The organism is Streptomyces albidoflavus (genome assembly GCF_000719955.1).
GTDB classification, from domain to species: domain Bacteria; phylum Actinomycetota; class Actinomycetes; order Streptomycetales; family Streptomycetaceae; genus Streptomyces; species Streptomyces albidoflavus.
Genome location: NZ_JOII01000027.1, coordinates 72,612 through 93,336, shown reverse-complemented (window position 1 = coordinate 93,336; position 20,725 = coordinate 72,612). Strand labels below are relative to the sequence as shown.

The window sequence follows — 20,725 nt, the reverse complement described above, 5'->3', positions numbered from 1 at the left end:
TGAACACGGCGGCGCCCCCGGCACGTTCCTGCCGGGGGCGCCGCCCTGTGGCGCGGCTCAGCGGTAGAGCAGGTACTTCCGCCGCGTCCGCCGGAACTCGGCCAGCTCGGCGCGCCAGCCCGCCACCACCTCGTCCGTGGTCGCGCCCGCGTCGATCGCGGTCCGGACCTGGGTGGAGCCGGTGAGCTTGTCGATCCAGTTGTCCTCGCGCCAGGCGAAGCCCGGCCAGACCTGGCGCGCCGTCACCAGCAGCCCGATGCCGGTCCGGACGGGGTCGAAGACCTCCCGGTCGTGGACGTGGACCTGGACCCCGCCGACCGTCACCCCCTGGAACTTGGAGAAGACCGGCGCGAAGTACGCCTCGCGGAAGTGCACGCCCTTCAGGCCCAGCTTGTTGGCGGCGGCCGCCCAGGCGTGGTCGATGCCCTCGGCGCCGATCAGCTCGAACGGGCGGGTGGTGCCGCGCCCCTCGGAGAGGTTGGTGCCCTCGAAGAGGCAGGTGCCCGCGTAGACCACGGCGGTCTCTGGGGTCGGCATGTTGGGACTCGGCGGCACCCACGGCAGCCCCGAGGCGTCGTAGAAGTCGTCCCGCCGCCAGCCGGTCATGCGGACCGTCTCCAGCTCGGCCGGCCGGGCCAGGAACTCGCCGTTGAAGAGCCCGGCCAGCTCCGCCACGGTCATCCCGTGCGCCTGCGAGATGGGCTCGCGCCCCACGAAGGTCGCGAACTCCTTGTGCAGCACCGGGCCCAGCGCCTCCCGGCCGGTCAGCGGATTGGGCCGGTCCAGCACCACGAACCGCTTGCCGGCGAGCGCCGCCGCCTCCATGCAGTCGTACAGCGTCCAGATGTAGGTGTAGAAGCGGGCGCCCGCGTCCTGGATGTCGAAGACGACGGTGTCCACGCCCGACTCGGTGAAGATGTCGGCGAGCTTCTGGCCCGTGGTCAGGTACGTGTCGTAGACCGGCAGCCCGGTCGCCGGGTCGTCGTAGCGGCCCTCGGAACCCCCGGCCTGCGCGGTGCCCCGGAAACCGTGTTCGGGCCCGAAGACGGCGCGCAGGTCGACGCGGCGGTCGGCGTGCATCACGTCGACGATGTGCCGCACCTCGCGGGTGACGCCGGTGGGGTTGGTGACCACGCCGACCTTCTGTCCGGCCAGCACCCGGTAGCCGCCGTCGGCCAGTTGCTCGAAACCGGTGCGCAGCCCGCGCCCGCCCCGCCCCGGAGGGCCGCCCTGGGCCAGGGCGGGGGCCGCGGCGGTGGCCGTCAGGGCTCCGGCGGCCGTGGTGGCGGCGAGGAGACTGCGTCGGGACAGGGTCATGCGCGGACCTCCGGAGTGCGGGGCTGTCATGTGCACGCACGCTAACGCGCCGAGCGCCCCCAGGGAACGAACCCGCGCCGGACGATCGCATTCCGCCGGAGCGGCCGGAGGCTTCTCAGGTGTCCGCGGCCGGCTGCCCGGTGAAGGCGCCCGCCGCCGCCGCGAGCGCCGTGGCCCGCGCCGCGCGGCGGGCCAACTGCGGATCGGGGGCCGCGCCGAGGAGCAGCAGCTGGTGGTAGAGGGGGGCGGTGGCGGCGACGAGCAGGGGCCGGGCCTCGGTCCCCGCCGGGAGGTCACCACGCGCGAGGGCCCGTTCGATCACCACCTCGCAGCGCGCGTACCGGTCGTCCCACAGGCGGCGCTGCGCCTCGGCCGCCTGCGGGGAGCGGAACGAGGCGGCGATCAGCGCGGGGACGACGGGCGGCCGCGCGGTCAGGGCGTCGTGGATCTCCTCGTTCAGCCCGGTCAGGTCGTCCTCCAGCGAGCCGGTGTCCGGCGGCCCCCAGTCGTCCGCGCCCGCCGCGTCGAGCACGTCGGCGAGCAGCCCGCCCACGTCCCGCCAGCGCCGGTACACCGTGGTGCGGTGCACGCCCGCCCGGGTCGCGACCGCCTCCACGGTGAGCCCGTCGTACCCGTGCTCGCCCAGTTCCGCGAGGACCGCGTCGAGCACCTGGCGCCGCGTACGGGCCGTGCGGCCCCCGGGCCGGGGGCGGGGGCCGGGAGGCGGAGCCGTCTCCGGGTCTGCCGTCTCGGAACCCATCCTCGTCCGCCCTTCTCGCCGATATCCGTTGCGCGGGCGCCGCCGCTGTGTCAGCATCCTAATGCATCAGTTGTCGCACTAGTGGAGTGATCGATGTTCCTGCGAAGCGTTCCCCCGGCCGTCCGGCCCCAGGCCGCCCCGTCCTCGAACGTTTCGGAGAACCCGCATGCCCGTACAGATCACCGCGCTCGACGTCAGCAAGTCCTTCGACGGCCGTCCCGTCCTCTCCTCGGTCACCTGCTCCCTCGGCGCGGGTGAGCGCACCGGGATCATCGGCGAGAACGGCTCCGGCAAGAGCACCCTGCTGCGCCTCTTCGCCGGGGTGGACCGCCCCGACGAGGGCGAGATCGTCGTCCAGGCATCCGGCGGCGTGGGCCACCTCGCCCAGGAGGAGCGGCTGCCCGCGTCCATGACCGTCCAGCAGGTCCTCGACCGCGGCCTCGCCGGACTGCGCGCCGTCGAACGCCGCCTGCGCCACCTGGAGGCCGCGATGGCCGCCGGCGACGCGTCGGTCCTGGCCGAGTACGGCGACCTGCTGACCCTCTTCGAACTGCGCGGCGGCTACGAGGCCGACGCCCGGGCCGAGCGCGCCCTGCGCGGCCTCGGCCTGCGCCTGGTCGACCGCGACCGTGCCGTCTCCACGCTCTCCGGCGGGGAGCAGGTCCGGCTGCGGCTGGCCGCGCTGCTGGCGGGCGCGCCGGAGATCCTGCTGCTCGACGAGCCCACCAACCACCTCGACGCCGCCGCCCTGCACTGGCTGGAGGAGCACCTGCGCGCCCGGCGCGGCACCACCGTCGCCGTCTCCCACGACCGGGACTTCCTCGAACGCGTCGCCACCAGCCTGCTGGAGGTGGACGCGGACCGCCGCACCGTCGTCCGTCACGGCGGCGGCTACGCGGACCACCTCGCCGAGAAGGCCGCCGCCCGGCGGCGCTGGGCCCAGGAGTACGAGCAGTGGTGCGCCGAGGCCGACGGGCTCCGCGAGACGGCGGCGACCACCGCCCGCCGGGTCGCCCACGGCCGCTCCATGAAGGACAACAACAAGATGGCCTACGACCGGGCCGGCGGCCGCGTGCAGCAGTCCGTGGCCGCCCGGGTCCGCAACGCCGAGGAACGGCTGCGCCGCCTGCTCGCCGACCCGGTCCCACCGCCCCCAAAGCCCCTGCGCTTCACCCCGGTCCTGCGGACGGGCCGCCTGGACGGCGCCCTGGTGGACGCGTCCGGCATCGAGGTCCCGGGCCGCCTGGAGCGCACCGGCCTCACCCTCGCCGCCGGTGACCGCCTGCTGGTCACGGGGGAGAACGGCGCGGGCAAGTCCACCCTCCTCCAGGTCCTCGCCGGGGAACTGGCGCCGGCCTCCGGGACGGTCACCCGGCGCGGCCGCGTCGGCCACCTCGCCCAGGAGCCTCCGGCGGGCGACCCGGACCGGACCGTCCTGGCCGCCTTCGCCCACGGCCTGCCGGGGCTGCCCCCGGACCACGCCGAGCACCTGCTCTCCCTCGGCCTGTTCACGCGCGAGCAGCTCACCGTGCCGGTGGGCCGCCTCTCCACCGGGCAGCGCAGGCGCCTGGCCCTCGCCCGGCTGCTCAGCCGCCCGGCCGACGTCCTGCTGCTCGACGAGCCGACCAACCACCTCTCGCCCGCCCTGGCCGAGGAGGTCGAGGCCGCGCTGGACGGATACGCGGGCGCCCTCGTCGTCGTCAGCCACGACCGCCGCCTCTGCCGCCGCTGGCGCGGCGACCGCCTCACCCTCGACGCCCCCGCCCCGGCGGCCGTCGCCCGCTGAATCCCGTCACACCCCTGACTCCCGCACCACCGGAAGGACGCCCACCCGTGCCCCCGTTCCCCGCCCCCGCCGACCCCACCGCGCTGCACCCGATGGAGGGCCAGCCGCGCGTCGTGCTCCTCAAGCCCCTCGTCACCTCCCCGCTCATCGAGGTGGGGGAGTTCTCCTACTACGACGACCCCGACGACCCGACCGCCTTCGAGACCCGCAACGTCCTCCACCACTACGGCCCGGAGAAGCTGGTCATCGGCAAGTTCTGCGCGCTGGCCACGGGCGTGCGGTTCCTCATGAACGGCGCCAACCACCGCATGGACGGCCCGTCCACCTTCCCCTTCCCGATGATGGGCGGCTCCTGGACCGACCACCGCGGCCTCCTCGCCGACCTGCCCGTCCGCGGCGACACCGTCATCGGCAACGACGTCTGGATCGGCCACGGCGCCACCGTCATGCCCGGCGTCCGCATCGGCCACGGAGCGATCGTCGCCGCCGGCTCCGTCGTCACCCGGGACATCCCCGACTACACCGTCGCCGGAGGCAACCCCGCCCGCGTCATCCGCCACCGCTACGACGAGAAGGACACCGCCCGCCTCCTCGACCTCGCCTGGTGGGACTGGCCCCTGGACCACCTCACCGCCCACCTCCCCACCGTCATGTCCGGCACCGTCGACGCCCTGGAGGCGGCAGCACCCCGCTGAACGCCCGCCCGCCCCTCTCGGAGCCCGGCCGGTGCCTGAGGCCACCACCAATGGCCCGGGGTGGCGGCAGGACCGACCCCCGCCCCAGCTCTTCCCAACCACATACCGACTGGTTAGTCTGCCAAGGCCAGCCGCAGGCAGATCGCTGATTGGGAGCCACGTGGACACCTCCTCCGTGCAGGGAACAGGAATCGTCGTCACCGGAGCCGCGGGCGGCATCGGCGCCGCCCTCGCCGAGCGCTTCGTCCGCGAGGGCGCCCGCGTCGTCGTCAACGACCTGGACGAGACCCGCACGAAGGAGGTGGCCGAACGCACCGGCGCCATCCCGGTCTGGGGCGACGCCTCCACCGTGGTCGACGCCGCCCGCGACGCCCTCGGCGGCACCGTCGACACCTGGTGCGCCAACGCCGGCCTGACCTCCCCCGGCACCGAGGAGGCCGACGAGGAGATCTGGGCGGCGGCCTGGGACGTCAACGTCATGGCCCACGTCCGCGCGGCCCGCGCCCTGCTCCCCGGCTGGCTCGAGCGCGGCCACGGCCGCTTCGTCTCCACCGTCTCCGCCGCCGGCCTGCTCACCATGATCGGGGCCGCCCCGTACAGCGTCTCCAAGCACGGCGCGTACGCCTTCGCCGAATGGCTCTCGCTGACCTACCGCCACCGCGGCCTGAAGGTCCACGCCATCTGCCCGCAGGGCGTGCGCACCGACATGCTCACCGCCGCCGGTTCCGCCGGCGACCTGGTCCTCGCCCCCACCGCCATCGACCCCGAGGACGTCGCCGACGCCCTCCTCGCGGGCATCGCCGAGGACCGCTTCCTCATCCTTCCGCACCCCGAGGTCGCCGGGTACTACGCGGCCCGCGCCAAGGACCCCGAGCGCTGGCTCGGCTCCATGAACCACCTCCAGCAGACCTGGGAAGGAGCAGGCCGATGACGACCGCTCCCCGGCACGGCTACGAGACCAAGCCGTGGCTCGCACTCCTCGACGACGTCCAGAAGGCGCCCGTCGCGCCCCCGCCCACCGTTGTCCACGCCTTCCGCGCGGGCGCCGCCCGCCACCCCGGGCGCACCGCCCTCGCCTACTTCGACGGCCGGATCGACCACCGCGAGGCCGACCTGCTCAGCGACTCCGTCGCCGGGCACCTCGCCGCCCACGGCATCGGCCCCGGCGACCGCGTCGCCGTGATGCTGCAGAACAGCCCGCACTACGTCCTCGCCGTCCTCGGCGTCTGGAAGGCCGGCGGCGTCGTGGTCCCGGTCAACCCGATGTACAAGTCCGGCGAGGTCGCCCACGTCCTGGCCGACGCCGAGGTCAGCGGCCTGGTCTGCGCCGACCGCACCTGGGAGGCGTACCTGCGCGAGGTTGCCGCCGGGAGTGCCGTACGCCTCGTCCTCACCGCCGACGAGCGGCAGCTGCAGAGCCGCGACGACGACCGGGTCCTCACCTTCGATCCGGTACCGGCGTTCGCCGACACCGAGGACCTGCTGACCGTCGCCCGGGCCGGGCACCGCGCCCCCGAGGGCCGCGAGCGCACCGCCGAGGACACCGCCCTCATCAGCTACACCTCGGGCACCAGCGGCACCCCCAAGGGCGCCACCAACACCCACGGCAACATCACCTACAACGCCGAACGCCAGCGCACCGGCTCCCGCATCCCCGAGGGCTCCACCTACTTCGCCCTCGCCCCGCTCTTCCACATCACCGGGATGGTCGCCCAGTTCGCCGCCTGCGTCCTCAACGGCGGCACCCTGGCCCTGGCGTACCGCTTCGAGCCCGGCGCCGTCCTCGACGCCTTCGCCGAGCACCGGCCCGCCTACACCGTCGGCCCCGCCACCGCCTTCATGGCGCTCGCCGCCCACCCCGCCGCCACCCCGGGCCACTTCTCCTCCTTCGTCCTCATCTCCTCCGGCGGCGCCCCGCTGCCGCCCGCCCTGGTCGAGAAGTTCCGCGCCGGCTTCGGCCCGTACCTCCACAACGGCTACGGCCTCACCGAGTGCACCGCCCCCTGCGCCTCCGTCCCGCCCGGCCGCGAGGCCCCCGTCGACCCGGTCTCCGGCACCCTCGCCGTCGGCGTCCCCGGCCCCGACTCGGTGGTGCGCATCCTCGACCCCGAGGGCCAGGAGGTGCCCTTCGGCGAACAGGGCGAGATCGCGGTACGCGGTCCCCAGGTCGTCCCCGGCTACTGGCGCCGCCCCGAGGCGACCGCCGAGACCTTCCCCGGCGGCGAGCTGCGCACCGGCGACATCGGCTTCATGGACCGCGAGGGCTGGCTGTACGTCGTCGACCGCAAGAAGGACATGATCAACGCCTCCGGCTTCAAGGTCTGGCCGCGCGAGGTCGAGGACGTCCTGTACACCCACCCGGCCGTCCGCGAGGCCGCCGTCGTCGGCGTCCCCGACCCCTACCGGGGCGAGACCGTCCGCGCCTATGTCAGTCTGCGGGCCGAGGCGGACCCCGCCGACCTGGTCGCCCACTGCAAGGAGCGGCTCGCCGCGTACAAGTACCCGCGCGAGGTGCGGGTCCTGCCCGAGCTGCCGAAGACGTCCAGTGGGAAGATCCTCCGGCGGGAACTGCGTTCACCCAGTGGCGCCGGTTCCGGCGGCAACGAGACCGAAGGCCGCGCCTAGCGGCAGCGACGAGGAAGGTGGCGGCGCGCAGTGCCCCAGAACACGCCCGGAAACCCGGAGGGCGACGGCACGCCCGTACCCCGGCGGCTGCTGGCCGCCGCCACCCGCCTCTTCGCCGACCAGGGGTACGACCGGACCTCCGTCCAGGAGATCGTCGAGGCGGCCGGCGTCACCAAGGGCGCCCTCTACCACTACTTCGGCTCCAAGGAGGACCTCCTCCAGGAGGTCTACGCCCGGCTGCTGAGACTCCAGCAGGAGCGCCTCGACATGTACGCCGGCTCCCAGGAGCCCGTCGAGGAGCGGCTGCGCGCGGCCGCCGCCGACGTCGTCGTCACCACCATCGAGAACCTCGACGACGCCTCCATCTTCTTCCGCTCCATGCACCAGCTGAGCCCGGAGAAGAACAAGCAGGTCCGGGCCGAGCGGCGCCGCTACCACGAGCGGTTCCGCGCCCTGGTCGAGGAGGGACAGCGGGCCGGGGTGTTCACCCGCGACATCCCCGCCGACCTGGTGGTCGACTACCACTTCGGCTCCGTCCACCACCTCTCCACCTGGTACCGCCCCGACGGCCCGCTCACCCCGCAGCAGGTCGCCACCCACCTCGCCGACCTGCTCCTGCGCGCCCTCACCCACCCGGGCACCTGAGCCGGAACCGGCACCGCGAAGGCCCCCGCCCACTTCAGGGCGGGGGCCTTCGGCCGTTCCCGGGTCAGCGGTACTTCTTCAGCTCCCGGCGGGCCAGCGAGCGCTGGTGGACCTCGTCGGGGCCGTCGGCCAGCCGCAGGGTGCGGGCGGCCGCCCACAGCTCGGCCAGCGGGAAGTCCTGGCTCACCCCGCCCGCGCCGTGCAGCTGCACCGCCCGGTCGATGATGTCCACCACCGCGCGGGGCGTCGCGATCTTGATCGCCTGGATCTCGGTGTGCGCGCCCCGGTTGCCGACGGTGTCCATCAGCCAGGCCGTCTTCAGCACCAGCAGCCGCAGCTGCTCCACGGTCACCCGGGCGTCCGCGATCCAGTTGTGCACCACGCCCTGCGCCGCCAGCGGCTTGCCGAACGCCTCCCGCTCCACCGCGCGGCGGCACATCAGCTCGATGGCCCGCTCGGCCATGCCGATCAGCCGCATGCAGTGGTGGATACGGCCCGGCCCCAGCCGTGCCTGGGCGATGGCGAAGCCGCCGCCCTCCTCGCCGACCAGGCCGGCCGCCGGGACGCGGACCTGGTCGAAGATCACTTCGGCGTGGCCGCCGTGGTAGTGGTCCTCGTAGCCGTAGACCCGCATCGCCCGCTTGACGGTGACGCCGGGGGTGTCGCGCGGGACCAGGATCATCGACTGCTGGCGGCGGATGTCGGCGCCGTCGGGGTCGGTCTTGCCCATGACGATGAAGATCTTGCAGTCGGGGTTCATCGCCCCGGAGATGTACCACTTGCGGCCGGTGACCACGTACGCGTCGCCGTCCCGCTCGATCCGGGTGGTGATGTTGGTGGCGTCCGAGGAGGCCACCTCCGGCTCTGTCATTGCGAAGGCCGACCGGATCTCGCCGGCGAGCAGCGGCTCCAGCCACTCCTTGCGCTGCGCCTCGTCGGCGAACTCGGCCAGCAGCTCCATGTTGCCGGTGTCCGGCGCCGCGCAGTTCAGCGCGGTCGGCGCCAGCTGCGGGGAGCGGCCGGTGATCTCGGCGAGCGGCGCGTACTGGAGGTTGGTGAGCCCGGCGCCGTACCGACGGTCGGGGAGGAAGAGGTTCCACAGGCCCTGCCGCTTCGCCTCCGCCTTCAGCTCCGCGACCACGGGCGGCTCGTCCCAGGGGGAGGCGAGCTGGTTCCGCTGCTCGTCGGCGACGGCCTCGGCGGGGTGGACGTGCTCGTCCATGAAGGCGAGCAGCTTGGTGCGGAGTTCCTCGGTGCGCGCGTCGTACGCGAAGTCCATGGTCAGCCTTCCTGGAGGGTGGTGAGACCGTGCTCGATGAAGACGGGGACGAGTTCCCCGATGCGGTCGAAGCCCGCGCCGACGGTCTGGCCGAGCGTCCAGCGGTAGTGGATGCCTTCGAGGATCACGGCGAGCTTGAACCAGGCGAAGGCGGTGTACCAGGAGACCGCCGAGGTGTCCTGGCCGGAGCGTTCGGCGTACCGGGCGACCAGCTCGGCGGGGGAGGGGTGGCCCGGGGCGGAGGCGGTGGTGCCGATGGGGGAGCCCGGCAGCTGGAGCGGCGTGCTGTACATGACCAGCAGGCCCAGGTCGGTCAGCGGGTCGCCGAGCGTGGACATCTCCCAGTCGAGGACGGCCCGGATGCGGTCGTCCGGGCCGATCAGGGCGTTGTCGAGCCGGAAGTCGCCGTGCACCACGGTGGCCGGACCGGAGGCGGGCAGCGCCTCGCCGAGGGCGGCGTGCAGCTCGTCGATGCCGGGCAGCTCGCGGTTGCGGGAGGCGTCGAGCTGCTTGCCCCAGCGGCGCAGCTGCCGCTCCAGGAAGCCCTCGGGCCGGCCGAAGTCGTCGAGGCCGACCGCCGCCGGGTCGACGGCGTGCAGGTCGACCAGGGTGTCGACCAGACCGAGCACCGCCTCCCGGGTCCGCTCCTCGCCGAGCGCGGCCAGCTCCTGCGAGGTGCGGTACGGGATGCCCTCGACGAACTCCATCACGTAGAACGGGGCGCCCAGCACCTCGGTGTCCTCGCAGAGCAGGACGGTGCCGGGGACCGGGACCGGGGTGTCGCTGAGCGCGCTGATCACCCGGTGCTCGCGCGCCATGTCGTGGGCGGTGGCCAGCACGTGGCCGAGCGGCGGCCTGCGTACCACCCAGCGCGCGGTGCCGTCGGTGACCGCGTAGGTGAGGTTGGAGCGGCCGCCCTCGATGAGTCTGCCGGTCAGCGGCCCGGCGACCAGCCCGGGCCGCTCCGCGTCCAGGTAGGCGCGCAGCCGGACCAGGTCCAGGCCGCGCGGGGAGGCGGCGGCCTCGTCCTCCTGCGGTGCGGGGGTGTCCGGTCGCTCTGGGCTCATCATGGCTCCTGGGTGGTGCGGTGCAGGGTCGCCCCCCATGATGCCGACCAGTCGGTATGTCGTCCAGAGGCGGAGCCCGACGTGATCCGGATCGCCTCCCCGCGCCCGGCTCCCCGCCCGGTTGCGCCCCGCCTTGCGGCCGCCGAGCCTCGAAGGAGGGGGAACCCGCCCGACCCGTCCGGGAGGCAGCCCATGCAGGGGATCAGCTACCGCACCTTCGGCGGCCCGGAGGTGCTGGAGTACGGCGATCTGCCCGATCCGAAACTGGCGCCCGACGCCGTCCTCGTCAAGGTGGTCGCCACCGCCGTCAACCCGGTCGACCTGGCCTGCCGCTCCGGCCTGCTCGCCCCGCTCCTGGACACCGCCTTCCCGGTGATCCCCGGCTGGGACGTCTCCGGCGTCGTCGTGCAGCGCGGCTGGTCGGTCGACGAGTACACGGTCGGCGACGAGGTCATCGGCTACGCCCGCAAGGACTGGCTCGGCCAGGGCACCTGCGCCGAGTACGTCGCCTGCCCGGTCCGCACCCTCGCCCACAAGCCCCGCAACCTCGGCTTCCTGGCCGCCTCCGGCCTCCCGCTCGCCGGCCTCACCGCCCTCCAGGCGCTCCGCCGGTGGCTGCGGGTCCGGCGCGGCGAGACCCTGCTGGTGCACGGCGCGGCGGGCGCGGTCGGCTCGATGGCGGTCCGGATCGGCGTCGACCTCGGCGCCCGCGTCGTCGGCGCCTCCCGGGCGGACGCCGCCGAGCAGGTCCAGGCGCTCGGCGCCGAACCGGTCGCCTACGAGGACGGCTTCGGCGCGGCCGTACGGGAACTGGTGCCCGAGGGCGTCGACGCGGCCCTGGACACCGTCGGCGGGCCGGTGCTCGCCGGGACCCCGCCGCTGCTGGCCCCGGACGGCCGGCTGGCCTCGGTGGCCGACGGGGAGGTGCTCTCGCTCGGCGGCGTCTACGTCTTCGTCCGCCCCGACCCGCACGACCTCGCCGACCTCGCGGGACTCGCCGAGGCCGGGGCGGTCGGCGTCACGGTGGCCCGGAGCTTCCCCCTGGACCAGGCCGACGACGCACACCGGGCCGCCGCCCAGTATCCCGGTTCGCAGGGCAAGACGGTGATCACCGTCGACTGGGAGTGAGCGCCGGCGGCCTCAGGCCGGGGAGGCGACCAGCACCCCGGCGGCCACCGCCAGCCCGGCCGCGCAGCAGACCGCGCCCAGCGCCCACCGCGCCGGCAGCGGCGCCGGCCGGGCCGGGACCAGGGCGCGCAGGCGGTGGTGGGCCAGGGCCAGGAAGCCGATCCACAGCAGGCAGCAGGCGGCGAGCGCCAGCACCCCGGCGGCGCCGCCGGAGCGGTGCAGGGCGGCGCGGGCGGCGAGCACCGCGACGACCGTGCAGGAGAGCGTGGTCCGCCGCCAGGCGAGCCGGGTCCGCTCCGGCTGGAGCCCGGGGTCGCGGACGGCCGGGGTGCTCACCCGGCCCAGCCGAAGACCACGACCACCACCATGGCGACCGCCACCACCGCCACGAGCAGGCTCAGCAGCGCGGGGAAGCGCGAGACGGGCAGATCCTCGCCGCGCCGCATGGCCCGCTCGCACCGCACCCAGTGGTGGACGGCGCGCAGCGCGCAGAGCACCCCCGAGGCGAGCAGCCCGAGGGCCAGCGCGATCCGCCAGCCGTCGGGGAGCCCGGGCAGGAACTGGTCGACGGCGAAGCCGCCCGCGATCAGGGCGAGGGCCGTCCGCAGCCAGGCGAGGAAGGTCCGCTCGTTGGCCAGGGAGAAGCGGTAGTCGGGGGTGTCGCCCTCGTCGGCGATCCGGGCCGGCGACCACCACAGCCTGAGGTCCTGCCGCAGGCTCACCGGCCCTCCCGCTCGGCCAGCCGTTCCCAGGCGGCGAGCCCGTCCGGCACCCACGGCCACTCGGGGAGCCGGGCCGCCAGCTCCTCGTCGGTGAGGAAGGCGTGCCACGCCACCTCGGAGACCTGCGGCTCCACGGGCTGTTCGCACCGCACCTCGTAGACCCGCGACCACCACGAGCCGTGGCCGTCCGGGTCCTCGTAGAGGAAGGAGAAGAGGGGAGTGGGGGCCGGCAGGCCGCTGACGCCCAGCTCCTCCTCGGCCTCCCGGAGCGCCGCCGCGTCGTACTCCTCCCCGGCGCCGACCACGCCGCCGACGAAGAGGTCGTAGCGGGAGGGGTACAGGAGCTTGGTGGCGGTGCGGCGGTGGACGAAGGTGCGGCCCCGCGCGTCGCGGGCGCGGACGAAGACGCACCGGTGCCGCAGCCCCCGGGCGTACACCTCGCCGCGCCGGGCCGTGCCCACGACCCGGTCCTCGGCGTCCACCACGTCCAGCAGTTCCTCGGCGGGGTCCTCGTACGGCTCGCTCTCCATGCCCCCATGTAACACCCCGCCCCCTGGCCCGGACGGGTCAGGGGGCGGGGCGCCGGCCGCGCGGCGGGCTCACTGGCCCATGACGTACTTCACCGTCGGCCCGGTGGTCCAGCCGCCGTCCACGGCCAGTTCGGCGCCGGTGACGTAGGAGGAGGTGTCGGAGAGGAGGAAGACGACCGCCCCGGCGATCTCCCCGGGCTCGCCCACCCGGCCCATCGGGGTGTTCGGGTAGTTCCCCTCGCCCTGCCGGATGCCGGTCTCGGCCGTCATCGGGGTGTACGTCATGCCGGGGTGGACGGAGTTGACGCGGATGCGGTCGGTGCCCAGCTCCACGGCGGCGAGCTTGCTGAGCCCGCGCACACCCCACTTGGAGGCGCCGTACGAGGAGGTGAGCGCGAGGCCCATCAGGCCGGCGGCCGAGGAGATGTTGACGATCGAGCCGCCGCCTGCCTCTTTCATCGCCGGGATCACCGTCTTCATGCCGATGAAGACCCCGGTCAGGTTGATGTCGACGACCTTGCGGAACCGCTCGACGCTCTCCGTCTCCAGGAACATGCCGGTGGAGATCCCCGCGTTGTTGACCAGCCCGTCGACCGAGCCGAACTCCTCCCGGGCGTACGCCACCACGCGCTGCCAGTCCTCCTCGCCGGTCACGTCGAGGTGCTGGTACCGGGCGGCGTCGCCCAGCTCGCGGGCGGTGGCCGCGCCCTCCTCGTCCAGGACGTCGGCGAGGACGACGCGCGCCCCGGCCGCGACCGCCTGGCGGGCGGCCTCCGCCCCGAGGCCGCGGGCCCCGCCGGTGATGATGACGGTCTTGCCGCTGAGGTCGTTCATGGTGCTGTCCTTCCGGCCGCGGGCACCGTCGCCCGCAGCAGTGATGCGGTGGTCTCGACGAGGTCGGCCAGGAAGAGCCGCTCGCCGGTCAGGGGGGTGGCGCCCGCCAGGTACTGCCGGGCCCGGTCGGCCAGGGCGGCGCCCACCAGGGTCAGGGCCAGGTCGAGGCGCTCCAGGCGCAGCGGCTCCGGGAGGGCGGCCAGGCACTCCTCGATCCGGCCGATCACCTCCCAGTAGCGGGTCCCGGCCAGCGTCGGGTGCGGGACGCGGGTGCGGACCCCGCTCTCGTGGCTGAGCTGTGCCGAGATGCACAGGCAGCGCCGGCCCGGCCCGGTGGCCAGTTCGCTCGCCTCGGCGGCGATCAGCGCGCCCAGCAGCTCGCGGAGGAGATCCGGGGAGCCGCCGTCCTGGTCCGTGCCCGCTCCGTCGTCCAGGTGGCGCGCGGCCAACCCGGCTGCCAGTACGGCTTCCGTCCGTTCCTGCCGCTCGGCCATGACCGCGTCCAGCAGCCCGGCCCGCGACCCGAAGTGGTACTGGACCGCCGACGGGTTGGCCTGTCCGGCCAGCCGCGTGATGTCGCGGAGCTGCGCGCCGTCCACCCCCTGCGCGGCGAACACCTCCTCGGCCGCCCGCACCAGCTTCTCCCGGGTCCCGCTCGCCTTCCTGACCATGGCTCCAAAGTAATACTGCACATTATTAATGTCCAGCATTGCTGCTAGGCGGGGCGCCCCGGGTGTTGACGCCCGCACCGGCGCCGCACAGGATCTAACCCACCGGTAACCCAGGGAACGAGGACGTGGACATGGCGTACGACGCAGACGTGATCGTGATCGGCGCGGGGCTCGCCGGGCTCGCCGCCACGGCCGAACTCGTCGACGCGGGACGCAAGGTGATCCTGCTGGACCAGGAGCCCGAGCAGTCCATTGGCGGTCAGGCCCACTGGTCCTTCGGTGGCCTCTTCTTCGTCGACTCGCCCGAACAGCGCCGCCTGCGCATCAAGGACAGCCACGCCCTCGCCCTCCAGGACTGGCTCGGCACCGCCGGCTTCGACCGCGAGGAGGACCACTGGCCGCGCCGCTGGGCCGAGGCGTACGTCGACTTCGCCGCCGGCGAGAAGCGGGCCTGGCTGCACGGCCAGGGCGTCCGGTTCTTCCCCGTCGTCGGCTGGGCCGAGCGCGGCGGCTACGACGCGGGCGGGCACGGGAACTCCGTCCCGCGCTTCCACATCACCTGGGGCACCGGGCCGGGCCTTGTCGCGCCCTTCGAGCGCCGGGTCCGCGAGGGCGTCGCCCGCGGCCTGGTCGAGCTGCGCTTCCGGCACCGGGTGACCGGGCTCGGCCGCGGCGAGGGCAGCGTCGACACCGTCACCGGCGAGATCCTCGAACCCTCCACCGCCGACCGGGGGCGGGCCAGCAGCCGTGAGGTCGCGGGCGCCTTCGAACTGCGCGCCCAGGCCGTGATCGTCACCTCCGGCGGCATCGGCGGCAACCACGACCTGGTCCGCCGGAACTGGCCGGAGCGGCTCGGCACCCCGCCGAAGAAGCTGCTCTCCGGCGTCCCCGCGCACGTCGACGGCCTGATGCTGGACGTGGCCGCCGAGGCCGGCGGCAACCTGATCAACGGCGACCGCATGTGGCACTACACCGAGGGCATCGAGAACTGGAACCCGATCTGGGCCCGGCACGGCATCCGCATCCTGCCCGGCCCCTCCTCGATCTGGCTCGACGCCACCGGCAACCGGCTGCCCGTCCCGCTCTTCCCCGGCTTCGACACCCTCGGCACCCTCGAACACATCATGCGGACCGGCCACGAGCACACCTGGTTCGTCCTCAACCAGCGGATCATCGGCAAGGAGTTCACCCTCTCCGGCTCCGAGCAGAACCCCGACCTCACCGGCCGCTCGGTGCGCGGCGTCCTCCAGCGGGCCCGCGCCGACGTGCCCGCGCCCGTCAAGGCGTTCATGGACCAGGGCGCCGACTTCGTGGTCGAGCGGGAACTGCCCGCCCTGGTCCGCGGGATGAACGCGCTCACAGACGAACCCCTCATCGACGAGGCCGCGCTGCACCGGACCCTGACCGCCCGGGACCGCGAGATCACCAACCCCTTCACCAAGGACTCCCAGATCACCGCGATCCGCGGCGCCCGCTCCTACCTCGGCGACCGCCTCATCCGCGCCGCCGCCCCGCACGCCATCCTCGACCCCGCGGCCGGCCCCCTCGTCGCCGTGCGCCTCAACATCCTCACCCGCAAGTCCCTCGGCGGCCTCCAGACCGACCTCTCCTCCCGCGTCCTCACCGCGTCCGGGGAGCCCCTGCCCGGCGTCTACGCGGCCGGGGAGGCCGCCGGCTTCGGCGGCGGCGGGGTCCACGGCTACCGCTCCCTCGAAGGCACCTTCCTCGGCGGCTGCCTCTTCTCCGGCCGCACCGCCGGCCGGGCCGCCGCCGAGGCGACCGCCTGACCGGCCGCCCCCGGGGGAGGGGCGGGCTCCGGGCGGAAAACCGCTACGGCCCGCACACCGGCGGCTGACATGCTGAGCCGATGGACGCCCCGATCCCGACCCCGGCCCCGATCGACCTCGACACGTGGCCGCGCCGGCAGCACTTCGACCACTACCGCCGGCGCGTCCCGTGCACGTACGCGATGACGGTGGAGGTGGACGTCACCGCCTTCGCCGCGGCCCTGCGCCGCTCACCGCGCAAGTCGTACCTCGCGCAGGTCTGGGCGCTCGCCACGGTCGTCAACCGGCACGAGGAGTTCAGGATGTGCCTGACCTCCTCGGGCGACCCGGCCGTCTGGCCGGTCGTGCACCCCGCCTTCACGGTCTTCAACCCGGAGCGCGAGACCTTCGCCTGCGTCTGGGCGCCCTACGACCCCGACTTCGGCACGTTCCACGACACGGCCGCCCCGCTCCTCGCCGTGCACAGCCGCGCCACCGCCTTCTTCCCGCAGGGGAATCCGCCCCCCAACGCCTTCGACGTGTCGAGCCTCCCGTGGGCCTCCTTCACCGGCTTCACCCTCGACATCCGCGACGGCTGGGACCACCTCGCCCCCATCTTCACCCTTGGCCGCTACACCGAACGCGACGCCCGCCTCCTGCTCCCCCTCTCCGTACAGATCCACCACGCCGCCGCCGACGGCTTCCACACGGCCCGCCTCACCGACGAACTCCAGACCCTCCTCGCCGACCCGGCCTGGCTGTGAGAGACCGTCCACACCCAAGCCCGTCCGGCGCCCACGGGCACCCCAACACCGCCCGGGCACAACGGGGTTGCCCCCAATGGGCCCGGGTGGGCCTTGACTCGGCGGGCGCCCGCCCGCTTGACTGCGCGTGATCAGTCGCTCGCACGTCGTGTCGTGAAGGACCCTCGCGGTGCCCCCACCCCCGCCCCCGTTCGGCCGTGCCCGCAAACGGGCCACCCACCCCCTCGACCCCGCACTTGGCGACGCCGACCTGATCGCCGCCCGCGCCGCCCTCATCCAGGGCCGCTGGACGGCCGTCCGTGAACTCCTGGCGCACACCGGCACCGACTGGGACCTGCGCGGCCACCGCCTCACCGTGCTGGCCGCCGCCCAGGGCGCGGCCGCCTGGGGCGAGGAGTGGCGGATCGCCGAGCCCGACAGCGCCGACGCCGCCGCCCTCATCGGCTGCGCCACCGTCGCCCGCGCCCTGGGCGACCGCCGGTACTGCCCCGAGGCCACCGACGCCTGCCACCGCGCCGCCGCCCTCGCCCCCGAGGACCCCACCCCGTGGCTGGCCCTGCTCCTGCTGGCCCGCAGACGCGGCACCGAGGACGAGGTGGTCCGCCTCTTCGACGCGGTGCGCGTACGCCACCAGGACCACCACATGGCCCACCACCTGATGGTCGCCCGCCTCGCCGAACGCCACCCCGAACTCGGCCGCGACCCGCTCCACGAGGTCTACGACTTCGCCGCCTGGTCCGCCGAACACGCCTCCCCGGACTCCCCGCTCGCCGTGCTCCCGGTGGTCGCCCACGCCGAGCGCTACCGGGTGCTGGCCGCCGCCGGCAGCGAACCCCCGGACCCGGCCGCCTCCGGCCACTGGCGCTCCCGCCGCGCCCGCCAGGTCCTGCGCACCGCCTTCGACTGGTGGCTGGAGTGGGAGGAGCGCCTGGACCGGGGCCGCATCCGCACCGACCTCAACTACCTGGCCCACGCCAAGTTCTGCGAGGGCCGCCCCGCCGAGGCGGCCGCCCTCTTCCACCGCATCGGCCCGCACGCCACCCGCGCCCCCTGGGCCTACCCGGACCGCGACCCGTACGACGCCTTCCACGCCGCCCGCAGCGCCGCCCTGGGCGCCGCCTGAGCCGCCGTCGGCCCCTGTACCGCCGCACCACCGCCACCCTCCGAGAGGACCCCGAACCGATGACCGCCGAGACCCCCTCCTCCGAGGGAATCCGCACCTACAAGGGCGAAGAGCGCGCCCTGCGGGCCGACCGCCTGGGCACCACCGGGCTGCTGCTGTCCGTCCTCGCCGCCAGCGCCCCCCTCATGGTCGTCGCGGGTGTCATGCCCACGACATTCGGGGTCATGGGCATCACCGGGCAGCCCCTGCTCTTCGTGATCCTCGGCATCGTCCTCGCCCTCTTCTCCCTGGGCTACGCCGAGATGAGCCGCCACGTCCACAACGCCGGCGCCTTCTACGCGTACATCTCCCGCGGCCTCGGCGGGACCGCCGGCGCCGGGGCCTCGCTGGTCGCGCTGGTGGCGTACAGCGCGATGCAGGTCGGCATCTACGGGATCTTCGGCTTCGAGGTGTCGGTGATCTGCTCGACCTACCTCGGGCTCGACATCGCCTGGTGGATCTTCGCGCTGGCCTCGGTGGCCGCCGTCGCCGTCCTCGCCTGGCTGAAGATCGACCTCAACGCCCGCGTCCTCGGGGTGCTGCTGCTGATCGAGTGCGTCCTGGTCGTCATCTTCGACGTCGCCGCCATCGCCGACCCCGGCCCCGAGGGCCTGTCGCTGCACGCCTTCAACCCGGAGACCCTCACCGGCGCCGGGCTCGGCACCGCGCTCTGCTTCTGCATCGCCGCCTTCGTCGGCTTCGAACAGGCCCCCGTCTACGCCGAGGAGACCCGGCGCCCGCACATCGTGGTCGCCCGCGTGATGTTCCTCGCCATCGGCTTCGTCGCCCTCTTCTTCATGATCAGCTCCTGGGCGCTCACCGTGGCGTCGGGCCCCTCCGGGATCGTCGGCGACGCCCGCGAGCAGAGCGCGGGGCTCCTCTTCCACCTCACCGAGTCGCGGCTCGGCACCACCTTCACCGACGTCCTGCACATCCTCTTCGTCACCGGCATGTTCGCGGCGATGCTCAGCTTCCACAACGTCGTCGCCCGCTACGCCTTCGCCATGGGCCGCGAGGGCCTGCTGCCCGCCGCCTTCGGCCGTACCAACCCCGGCAGCGGCGCCCCCGGCACCGGCTCGTTGCTGCAGACCGGCATCTCGGTCGTCCTGGTCGCCGCCTTCGCCCTCACCGACGGCAACCCGGTCGGCGACCCGACCGCGCCCGTGCTGCGGATGTTCACCTGGATGGGCAACGTCGGCGCGCTCGGCATCATCGTCCTGATGGCCGCCGCGTCGCTGGCCGTGATCGTCTTCTTCGCCCGCCGGGGCGCCGCCCGCGCCCAGCTCTGGCGGCTGCTCGCCTCCGGCATCGCCGGACTCGCCCTGCTGACCATCGCCGGATACACCGTCAAGGACTTCTCCGTGCTGGTCGGCGCCGAGTCCGGGTCGGCGCTCAGCTGGCTGCTGCCCGGCGTGATCGGCCTCGCGGCGGTCGCCGGGATCGGCTACGGCCTGCTCCTCAAGCGCACCCGCCCCGAGGTCCCCCCTTCGGGTGTCCGGGCCTCGCCGCCAGCGGGTGCTACAGCACCAGCGAGAGCAGCAGGACGAAGATGAGCGAGACGACGGAGATGATCGTCTCCATCACCGACCAGGTCTTGATGGTCTGGCCGACGTTCAGCCCGAAGTACTCCTTGACCAGCCAGAAGCCGGCGTCGTTGACGTGGCTGAAGAAGAGCGAGCCCGCGCCGATCGCCAGCACCAGCAGCGCCATGTGCGAGGACGACATGTCCGCCGCCAGCGGGGCCACCAGACCGGCCGCCGAGATGGTCGCCACCGTCGCCGAACCGGTCGCCAGCCGGATCGCCACCGCGATCAGCCAGGCGAGCAGCAGGGTCGGGATGGCCCAGCTCTCGGAGAAGTCCAGGATCATCTGGCCGATGCCGACGTCGATCAGGGTCTGCTTGAAACCACCGCCGGCGCCGACGATGAGCAGCACGCCCGCGATCGGGGCGAGCGACTTCTCCACCGTGGTGGAGAGGCGGCCCTTGGTGAACCCGGCGGCGCGGCCGAGGGTGAACATGCCCACGATCACGGCGGCGAGCAGGGCGATCATCGGGGAGCCGATGACGTCGAAGACCCGCTGGACGCCGGACTCGGGGTTGTCCACCACGATGTCGACGAGGGCCTTGGCGAGCATCAGCACGACCGGCAGCAGCACGGTGGCCAGCGTCGCGCCGAAGCTCGGGCGGCGGTCGGTCTCCTCGGTGGCGCGCTGCGGGATCATCTTCTCGGGCGCCGGCACGTCCACCCAGCGGGCGGCGTACTTGCCGAAGAGGGGACCGGCGATGATCACGGTGGGTATCGCGACCAGGACGCCGAGCGCCAGGGTGATGCCGAGGTTGGCGCCGATCGCGTCGATGGCGACGAGCGGGCCGGGGTGCGGCGGGATCAGGCCGTGCATGACCGACAGGCCGGCCAGGGCCGGGATGCCGATCTTCATCAGCGAGTAGTTGCCGCGCTTGGCGACCATCAGGACCACCGGGATCAGCAGCACGATGCCGACCTCGAAGAAGAGCGGCAGGCCGATCACGGAGGCGATGAGCACCATCGCCCACGGCATCGCCCGGCCACCGGCCTTGGCGAGGATCGTGTCGACGATCTGGTCGGCGCCGCCCGAGTCGGCGAGGAGCTTGCCGAGGATCGCGCCGAGCGCGATCAGCACACCCACGCCCGCCACGGTCGAGCCGAGCCCGGCGGTGAAGCTGGTGATGGCCTTGTCCAGCGGCGCTCCGGCGAAGGCGCCGAGGGCGAGCGAACCGATGGTCAGCGCCAGGAAGGCGTGGACCTTGAACTTCGTGATGAGCAGGACGATGACGGCGATGCCGGCGAGAACGGCGATCCCCAACTGGGCGTTGCCCGCAGAGGTGATCGGTTCCGCCGCGTCCGCTGCCAGCATCTCGACGCTGAGACGGGTCACGGGATTCTTCCCTCGTGTGAAGAGTGGGTGGGGGAGGGGGTGGAGCGGAGGGGGACGG

General features: G+C 73.8%; 20 protein-coding genes. 10 read left to right on the top strand and 10 right to left on the bottom strand.

Features of this window, described 5'->3' with window-relative positions; translation table 11 throughout:
• Nucleotides 1-57: 57 nt before the first annotated feature.
• A complete protein-coding gene (locus IF45_RS0123800; RefSeq protein ID WP_008411944.1) occupies nt 58-1,317 on the bottom strand; it encodes an exo-beta-N-acetylmuramidase NamZ family protein in 1,260 nt (419 codons plus the stop codon).
• 115 nt (nt 1,318-1,432) lie between these two features.
• Entirely contained in the window at nt 1,433-2,077 is a 645-nt protein-coding gene (locus IF45_RS0123795; protein WP_030309441.1) for a TetR/AcrR family transcriptional regulator, read from the bottom strand.
• 166 nt (nt 2,078-2,243) lie between these two features.
• Here IF45_RS0123795 and abc-f point away from each other — a divergent pair, with 166 nt between their 5' ends.
• The 5 genes from abc-f (at nt 2,244) to IF45_RS0123770 (ending at nt 7,828) form a co-directional block, all read left to right on the top strand.
• Nucleotides 2,244-3,863 (top strand): ribosomal protection-like ABC-F family protein, encoded by a 1,620-nt coding sequence (abc-f, locus tag IF45_RS0123790; RefSeq protein ID WP_030309439.1) that lies wholly within the window; start codon nt 2,244-2,246, stop codon nt 3,861-3,863.
• Nucleotides 3,864-3,955: 92 nt separating this feature from the next.
• A complete protein-coding gene (locus IF45_RS0123785) occupies nt 3,956-4,558 on the top strand; it encodes a CatB-related O-acetyltransferase (RefSeq protein WP_071337172.1) in 603 nt (200 codons plus the stop codon).
• Between the two features lie 160 nt (nt 4,559-4,718).
• A complete protein-coding gene (locus tag IF45_RS0123780; protein ID WP_030309437.1) occupies nt 4,719-5,489 on the top strand; it encodes an SDR family oxidoreductase in 771 nt (256 codons plus the stop codon).
• Nucleotides 5,486-7,183 (top strand): class I adenylate-forming enzyme family protein, encoded by a 1,698-nt coding sequence (locus IF45_RS0123775; protein ID WP_008411958.1) that lies wholly within the window; start codon nt 5,486-5,488, stop codon nt 7,181-7,183. Before IF45_RS0123780 ends, IF45_RS0123775 begins: the two co-directional genes overlap by 4 nt.
• A gap of 30 nt (nt 7,184-7,213) precedes the next feature.
• Nucleotides 7,214-7,828 carry a TetR/AcrR family transcriptional regulator gene (locus IF45_RS0123770; RefSeq protein WP_003947253.1) on the top strand — a complete coding sequence of 205 codons (615 nt, stop codon included), beginning with the start codon at nt 7,214-7,216 and terminating at the stop codon, nt 7,826-7,828.
• A gap of 64 nt (nt 7,829-7,892) precedes the next feature.
• Here IF45_RS0123770 and IF45_RS0123765 read toward each other — a convergent pair whose 3' ends face one another.
• Together IF45_RS0123765 and IF45_RS0123760 are read right to left on the bottom strand one after the other, a co-directional pair.
• Entirely contained in the window at nt 7,893-9,107 is a 1,215-nt protein-coding gene (locus tag IF45_RS0123765) for an acyl-CoA dehydrogenase family protein (protein WP_030309436.1), read from the bottom strand.
• Nucleotides 9,108-9,109: 2 nt separating this feature from the next.
• The gene (locus IF45_RS0123760; RefSeq protein ID WP_078842917.1) at nt 9,110-10,177 is read right to left on the bottom strand and encodes a phosphotransferase family protein; all 1,068 of its coding nucleotides are present in this window, start codon (nt 10,175-10,177) and stop codon (nt 9,110-9,112) included.
• A 189-nt stretch (nt 10,178-10,366) separates the two neighbouring features.
• On the opposite strand from IF45_RS0123760, the gene IF45_RS0123755 reads away from it, so the two are divergent.
• A complete protein-coding gene (locus tag IF45_RS0123755) occupies nt 10,367-11,302 on the top strand; it encodes an NADP-dependent oxidoreductase (RefSeq protein ID WP_030309428.1) in 936 nt (311 codons plus the stop codon).
• A 12-nt stretch (nt 11,303-11,314) separates the two neighbouring features.
• On the opposite strand, the gene IF45_RS0123750 is transcribed toward IF45_RS0123755, so the two are convergent.
• From IF45_RS0123750 to IF45_RS0123730, 5 genes are all read right to left on the bottom strand, one after another.
• Complete coding sequence (locus IF45_RS0123750; protein ID WP_008411965.1) at nt 11,315-11,638, bottom strand: DUF202 domain-containing protein; 324 nt, start codon at nt 11,636-11,638, stop codon at nt 11,315-11,317.
• On the bottom strand, nt 11,635-12,024 hold the full coding sequence (locus IF45_RS0123745; RefSeq protein WP_003947248.1) for a YidH family protein: 390 nt from the start codon (nt 12,022-12,024) through the stop codon (nt 11,635-11,637). Before IF45_RS0123745 ends, IF45_RS0123750 begins: the two co-directional genes overlap by 4 nt.
• Nucleotides 12,021-12,554, bottom strand: a complete 534-nt coding sequence (locus IF45_RS0123740) for an NUDIX domain-containing protein (protein WP_030309425.1) — start codon at nt 12,552-12,554, stop codon at nt 12,021-12,023. Before IF45_RS0123740 ends, IF45_RS0123745 begins: the two co-directional genes overlap by 4 nt.
• A 69-nt stretch (nt 12,555-12,623) precedes the next feature.
• Nucleotides 12,624-13,388, bottom strand: a complete 765-nt coding sequence (locus tag IF45_RS0123735; RefSeq protein WP_018469215.1) for an SDR family oxidoreductase — start codon at nt 13,386-13,388, stop codon at nt 12,624-12,626.
• Nucleotides 13,385-14,059 (bottom strand): TetR/AcrR family transcriptional regulator, encoded by a 675-nt coding sequence (locus tag IF45_RS0123730; RefSeq protein WP_030309423.1) that lies wholly within the window; start codon nt 14,057-14,059, stop codon nt 13,385-13,387. Before IF45_RS0123730 ends, IF45_RS0123735 begins: the two co-directional genes overlap by 4 nt.
• Before the next feature lie 131 nt (nt 14,060-14,190).
• On the opposite strand from IF45_RS0123730, the gene IF45_RS0123725 reads away from it, so the two are divergent.
• The 4 genes from IF45_RS0123725 to IF45_RS0123710 all read left to right on the top strand — a co-directional run bounded on the left by IF45_RS0123725 (nt 14,191) and on the right by IF45_RS0123710 (nt 19,304).
• On the top strand, nt 14,191-15,846 hold the full coding sequence (locus IF45_RS0123725; RefSeq protein WP_003947244.1) for an FAD-binding dehydrogenase: 1,656 nt from the start codon (nt 14,191-14,193) through the stop codon (nt 15,844-15,846).
• Between the two features lie 80 nt (nt 15,847-15,926).
• Nucleotides 15,927-16,589, top strand: coding sequence for a type A chloramphenicol O-acetyltransferase (catA, locus tag IF45_RS0123720; protein ID WP_030309421.1), 663 nt, complete (start codon nt 15,927-15,929; stop codon nt 16,587-16,589).
• A 169-nt stretch (nt 16,590-16,758) separates the two neighbouring features.
• Nucleotides 16,759-17,712, top strand: coding sequence for a hypothetical protein (locus IF45_RS0123715; protein ID WP_030309419.1), 954 nt, complete (start codon nt 16,759-16,761; stop codon nt 17,710-17,712).
• 59 nt (nt 17,713-17,771) lie between these two features.
• Nucleotides 17,772-19,304 (top strand): APC family permease, encoded by a 1,533-nt coding sequence (locus IF45_RS0123710; protein WP_256671091.1) that lies wholly within the window; start codon nt 17,772-17,774, stop codon nt 19,302-19,304.
• Here IF45_RS0123710 and IF45_RS0123705 read toward each other — a convergent pair.
• On the bottom strand, nt 19,270-20,667 hold the full coding sequence (locus IF45_RS0123705; protein WP_030309416.1) for a GntT/GntP/DsdX family permease: 1,398 nt from the start codon (nt 20,665-20,667) through the stop codon (nt 19,270-19,272). The two genes, IF45_RS0123710 and IF45_RS0123705, sit on opposite strands and share 35 nt — an antisense overlap.
• Between the last annotated feature and the right edge of the window lie 58 nt (nt 20,668-20,725).

Coding starts and splice junctions, on each gene's coding strand:
- IF45_RS0123775 (WP_008411958.1), top strand. CDS start 5,486: ATGACGACCGCTCCCCGGCACGGCTACGAGACCAAGCCGTGGCTCGCA.
- abc-f (WP_030309439.1), top strand. CDS start 2,244: ATGCCCGTACAGATCACCGCGCTCGACGTCAGCAAGTCCTTCGACGGC.
- IF45_RS0123710 (WP_256671091.1), top strand. CDS start 17,772: ATGACCGCCGAGACCCCCTCCTCCGAGGGAATCCGCACCTACAAGGGC.
- IF45_RS0123795 (WP_030309441.1), bottom strand. CDS start 2,077: ATGGGTTCCGAGACGGCAGACCCGGAGACGGCTCCGCCTCCCGGCCCC.
- IF45_RS0123755 (WP_030309428.1), top strand. CDS start 10,367: ATGCAGGGGATCAGCTACCGCACCTTCGGCGGCCCGGAGGTGCTGGAG.
- IF45_RS0123740 (WP_030309425.1), bottom strand. CDS start 12,554: ATGGAGAGCGAGCCGTACGAGGACCCCGCCGAGGAACTGCTGGACGTG.
- IF45_RS0123725 (WP_003947244.1), top strand. CDS start 14,191: ATGGCGTACGACGCAGACGTGATCGTGATCGGCGCGGGGCTCGCCGGG.
- IF45_RS0123760 (WP_078842917.1), bottom strand. CDS start 10,177: ATGATGAGCCCAGAGCGACCGGACACCCCCGCACCGCAGGAGGACGAG.
- IF45_RS0123785 (WP_071337172.1), top strand. CDS start 3,956: ATGGAGGGCCAGCCGCGCGTCGTGCTCCTCAAGCCCCTCGTCACCTCC.
- IF45_RS0123765 (WP_030309436.1), bottom strand. CDS start 9,107: ATGGACTTCGCGTACGACGCGCGCACCGAGGAACTCCGCACCAAGCTG.
- IF45_RS0123730 (WP_030309423.1), bottom strand. CDS start 14,059: ATGGTCAGGAAGGCGAGCGGGACCCGGGAGAAGCTGGTGCGGGCGGCC.
- catA (WP_030309421.1), top strand. CDS start 15,927: ATGGACGCCCCGATCCCGACCCCGGCCCCGATCGACCTCGACACGTGG.
- IF45_RS0123735 (WP_018469215.1), bottom strand. CDS start 13,388: ATGAACGACCTCAGCGGCAAGACCGTCATCATCACCGGCGGGGCCCGC.
- IF45_RS0123800 (WP_008411944.1), bottom strand. CDS start 1,317: ATGACCCTGTCCCGACGCAGTCTCCTCGCCGCCACCACGGCCGCCGGA.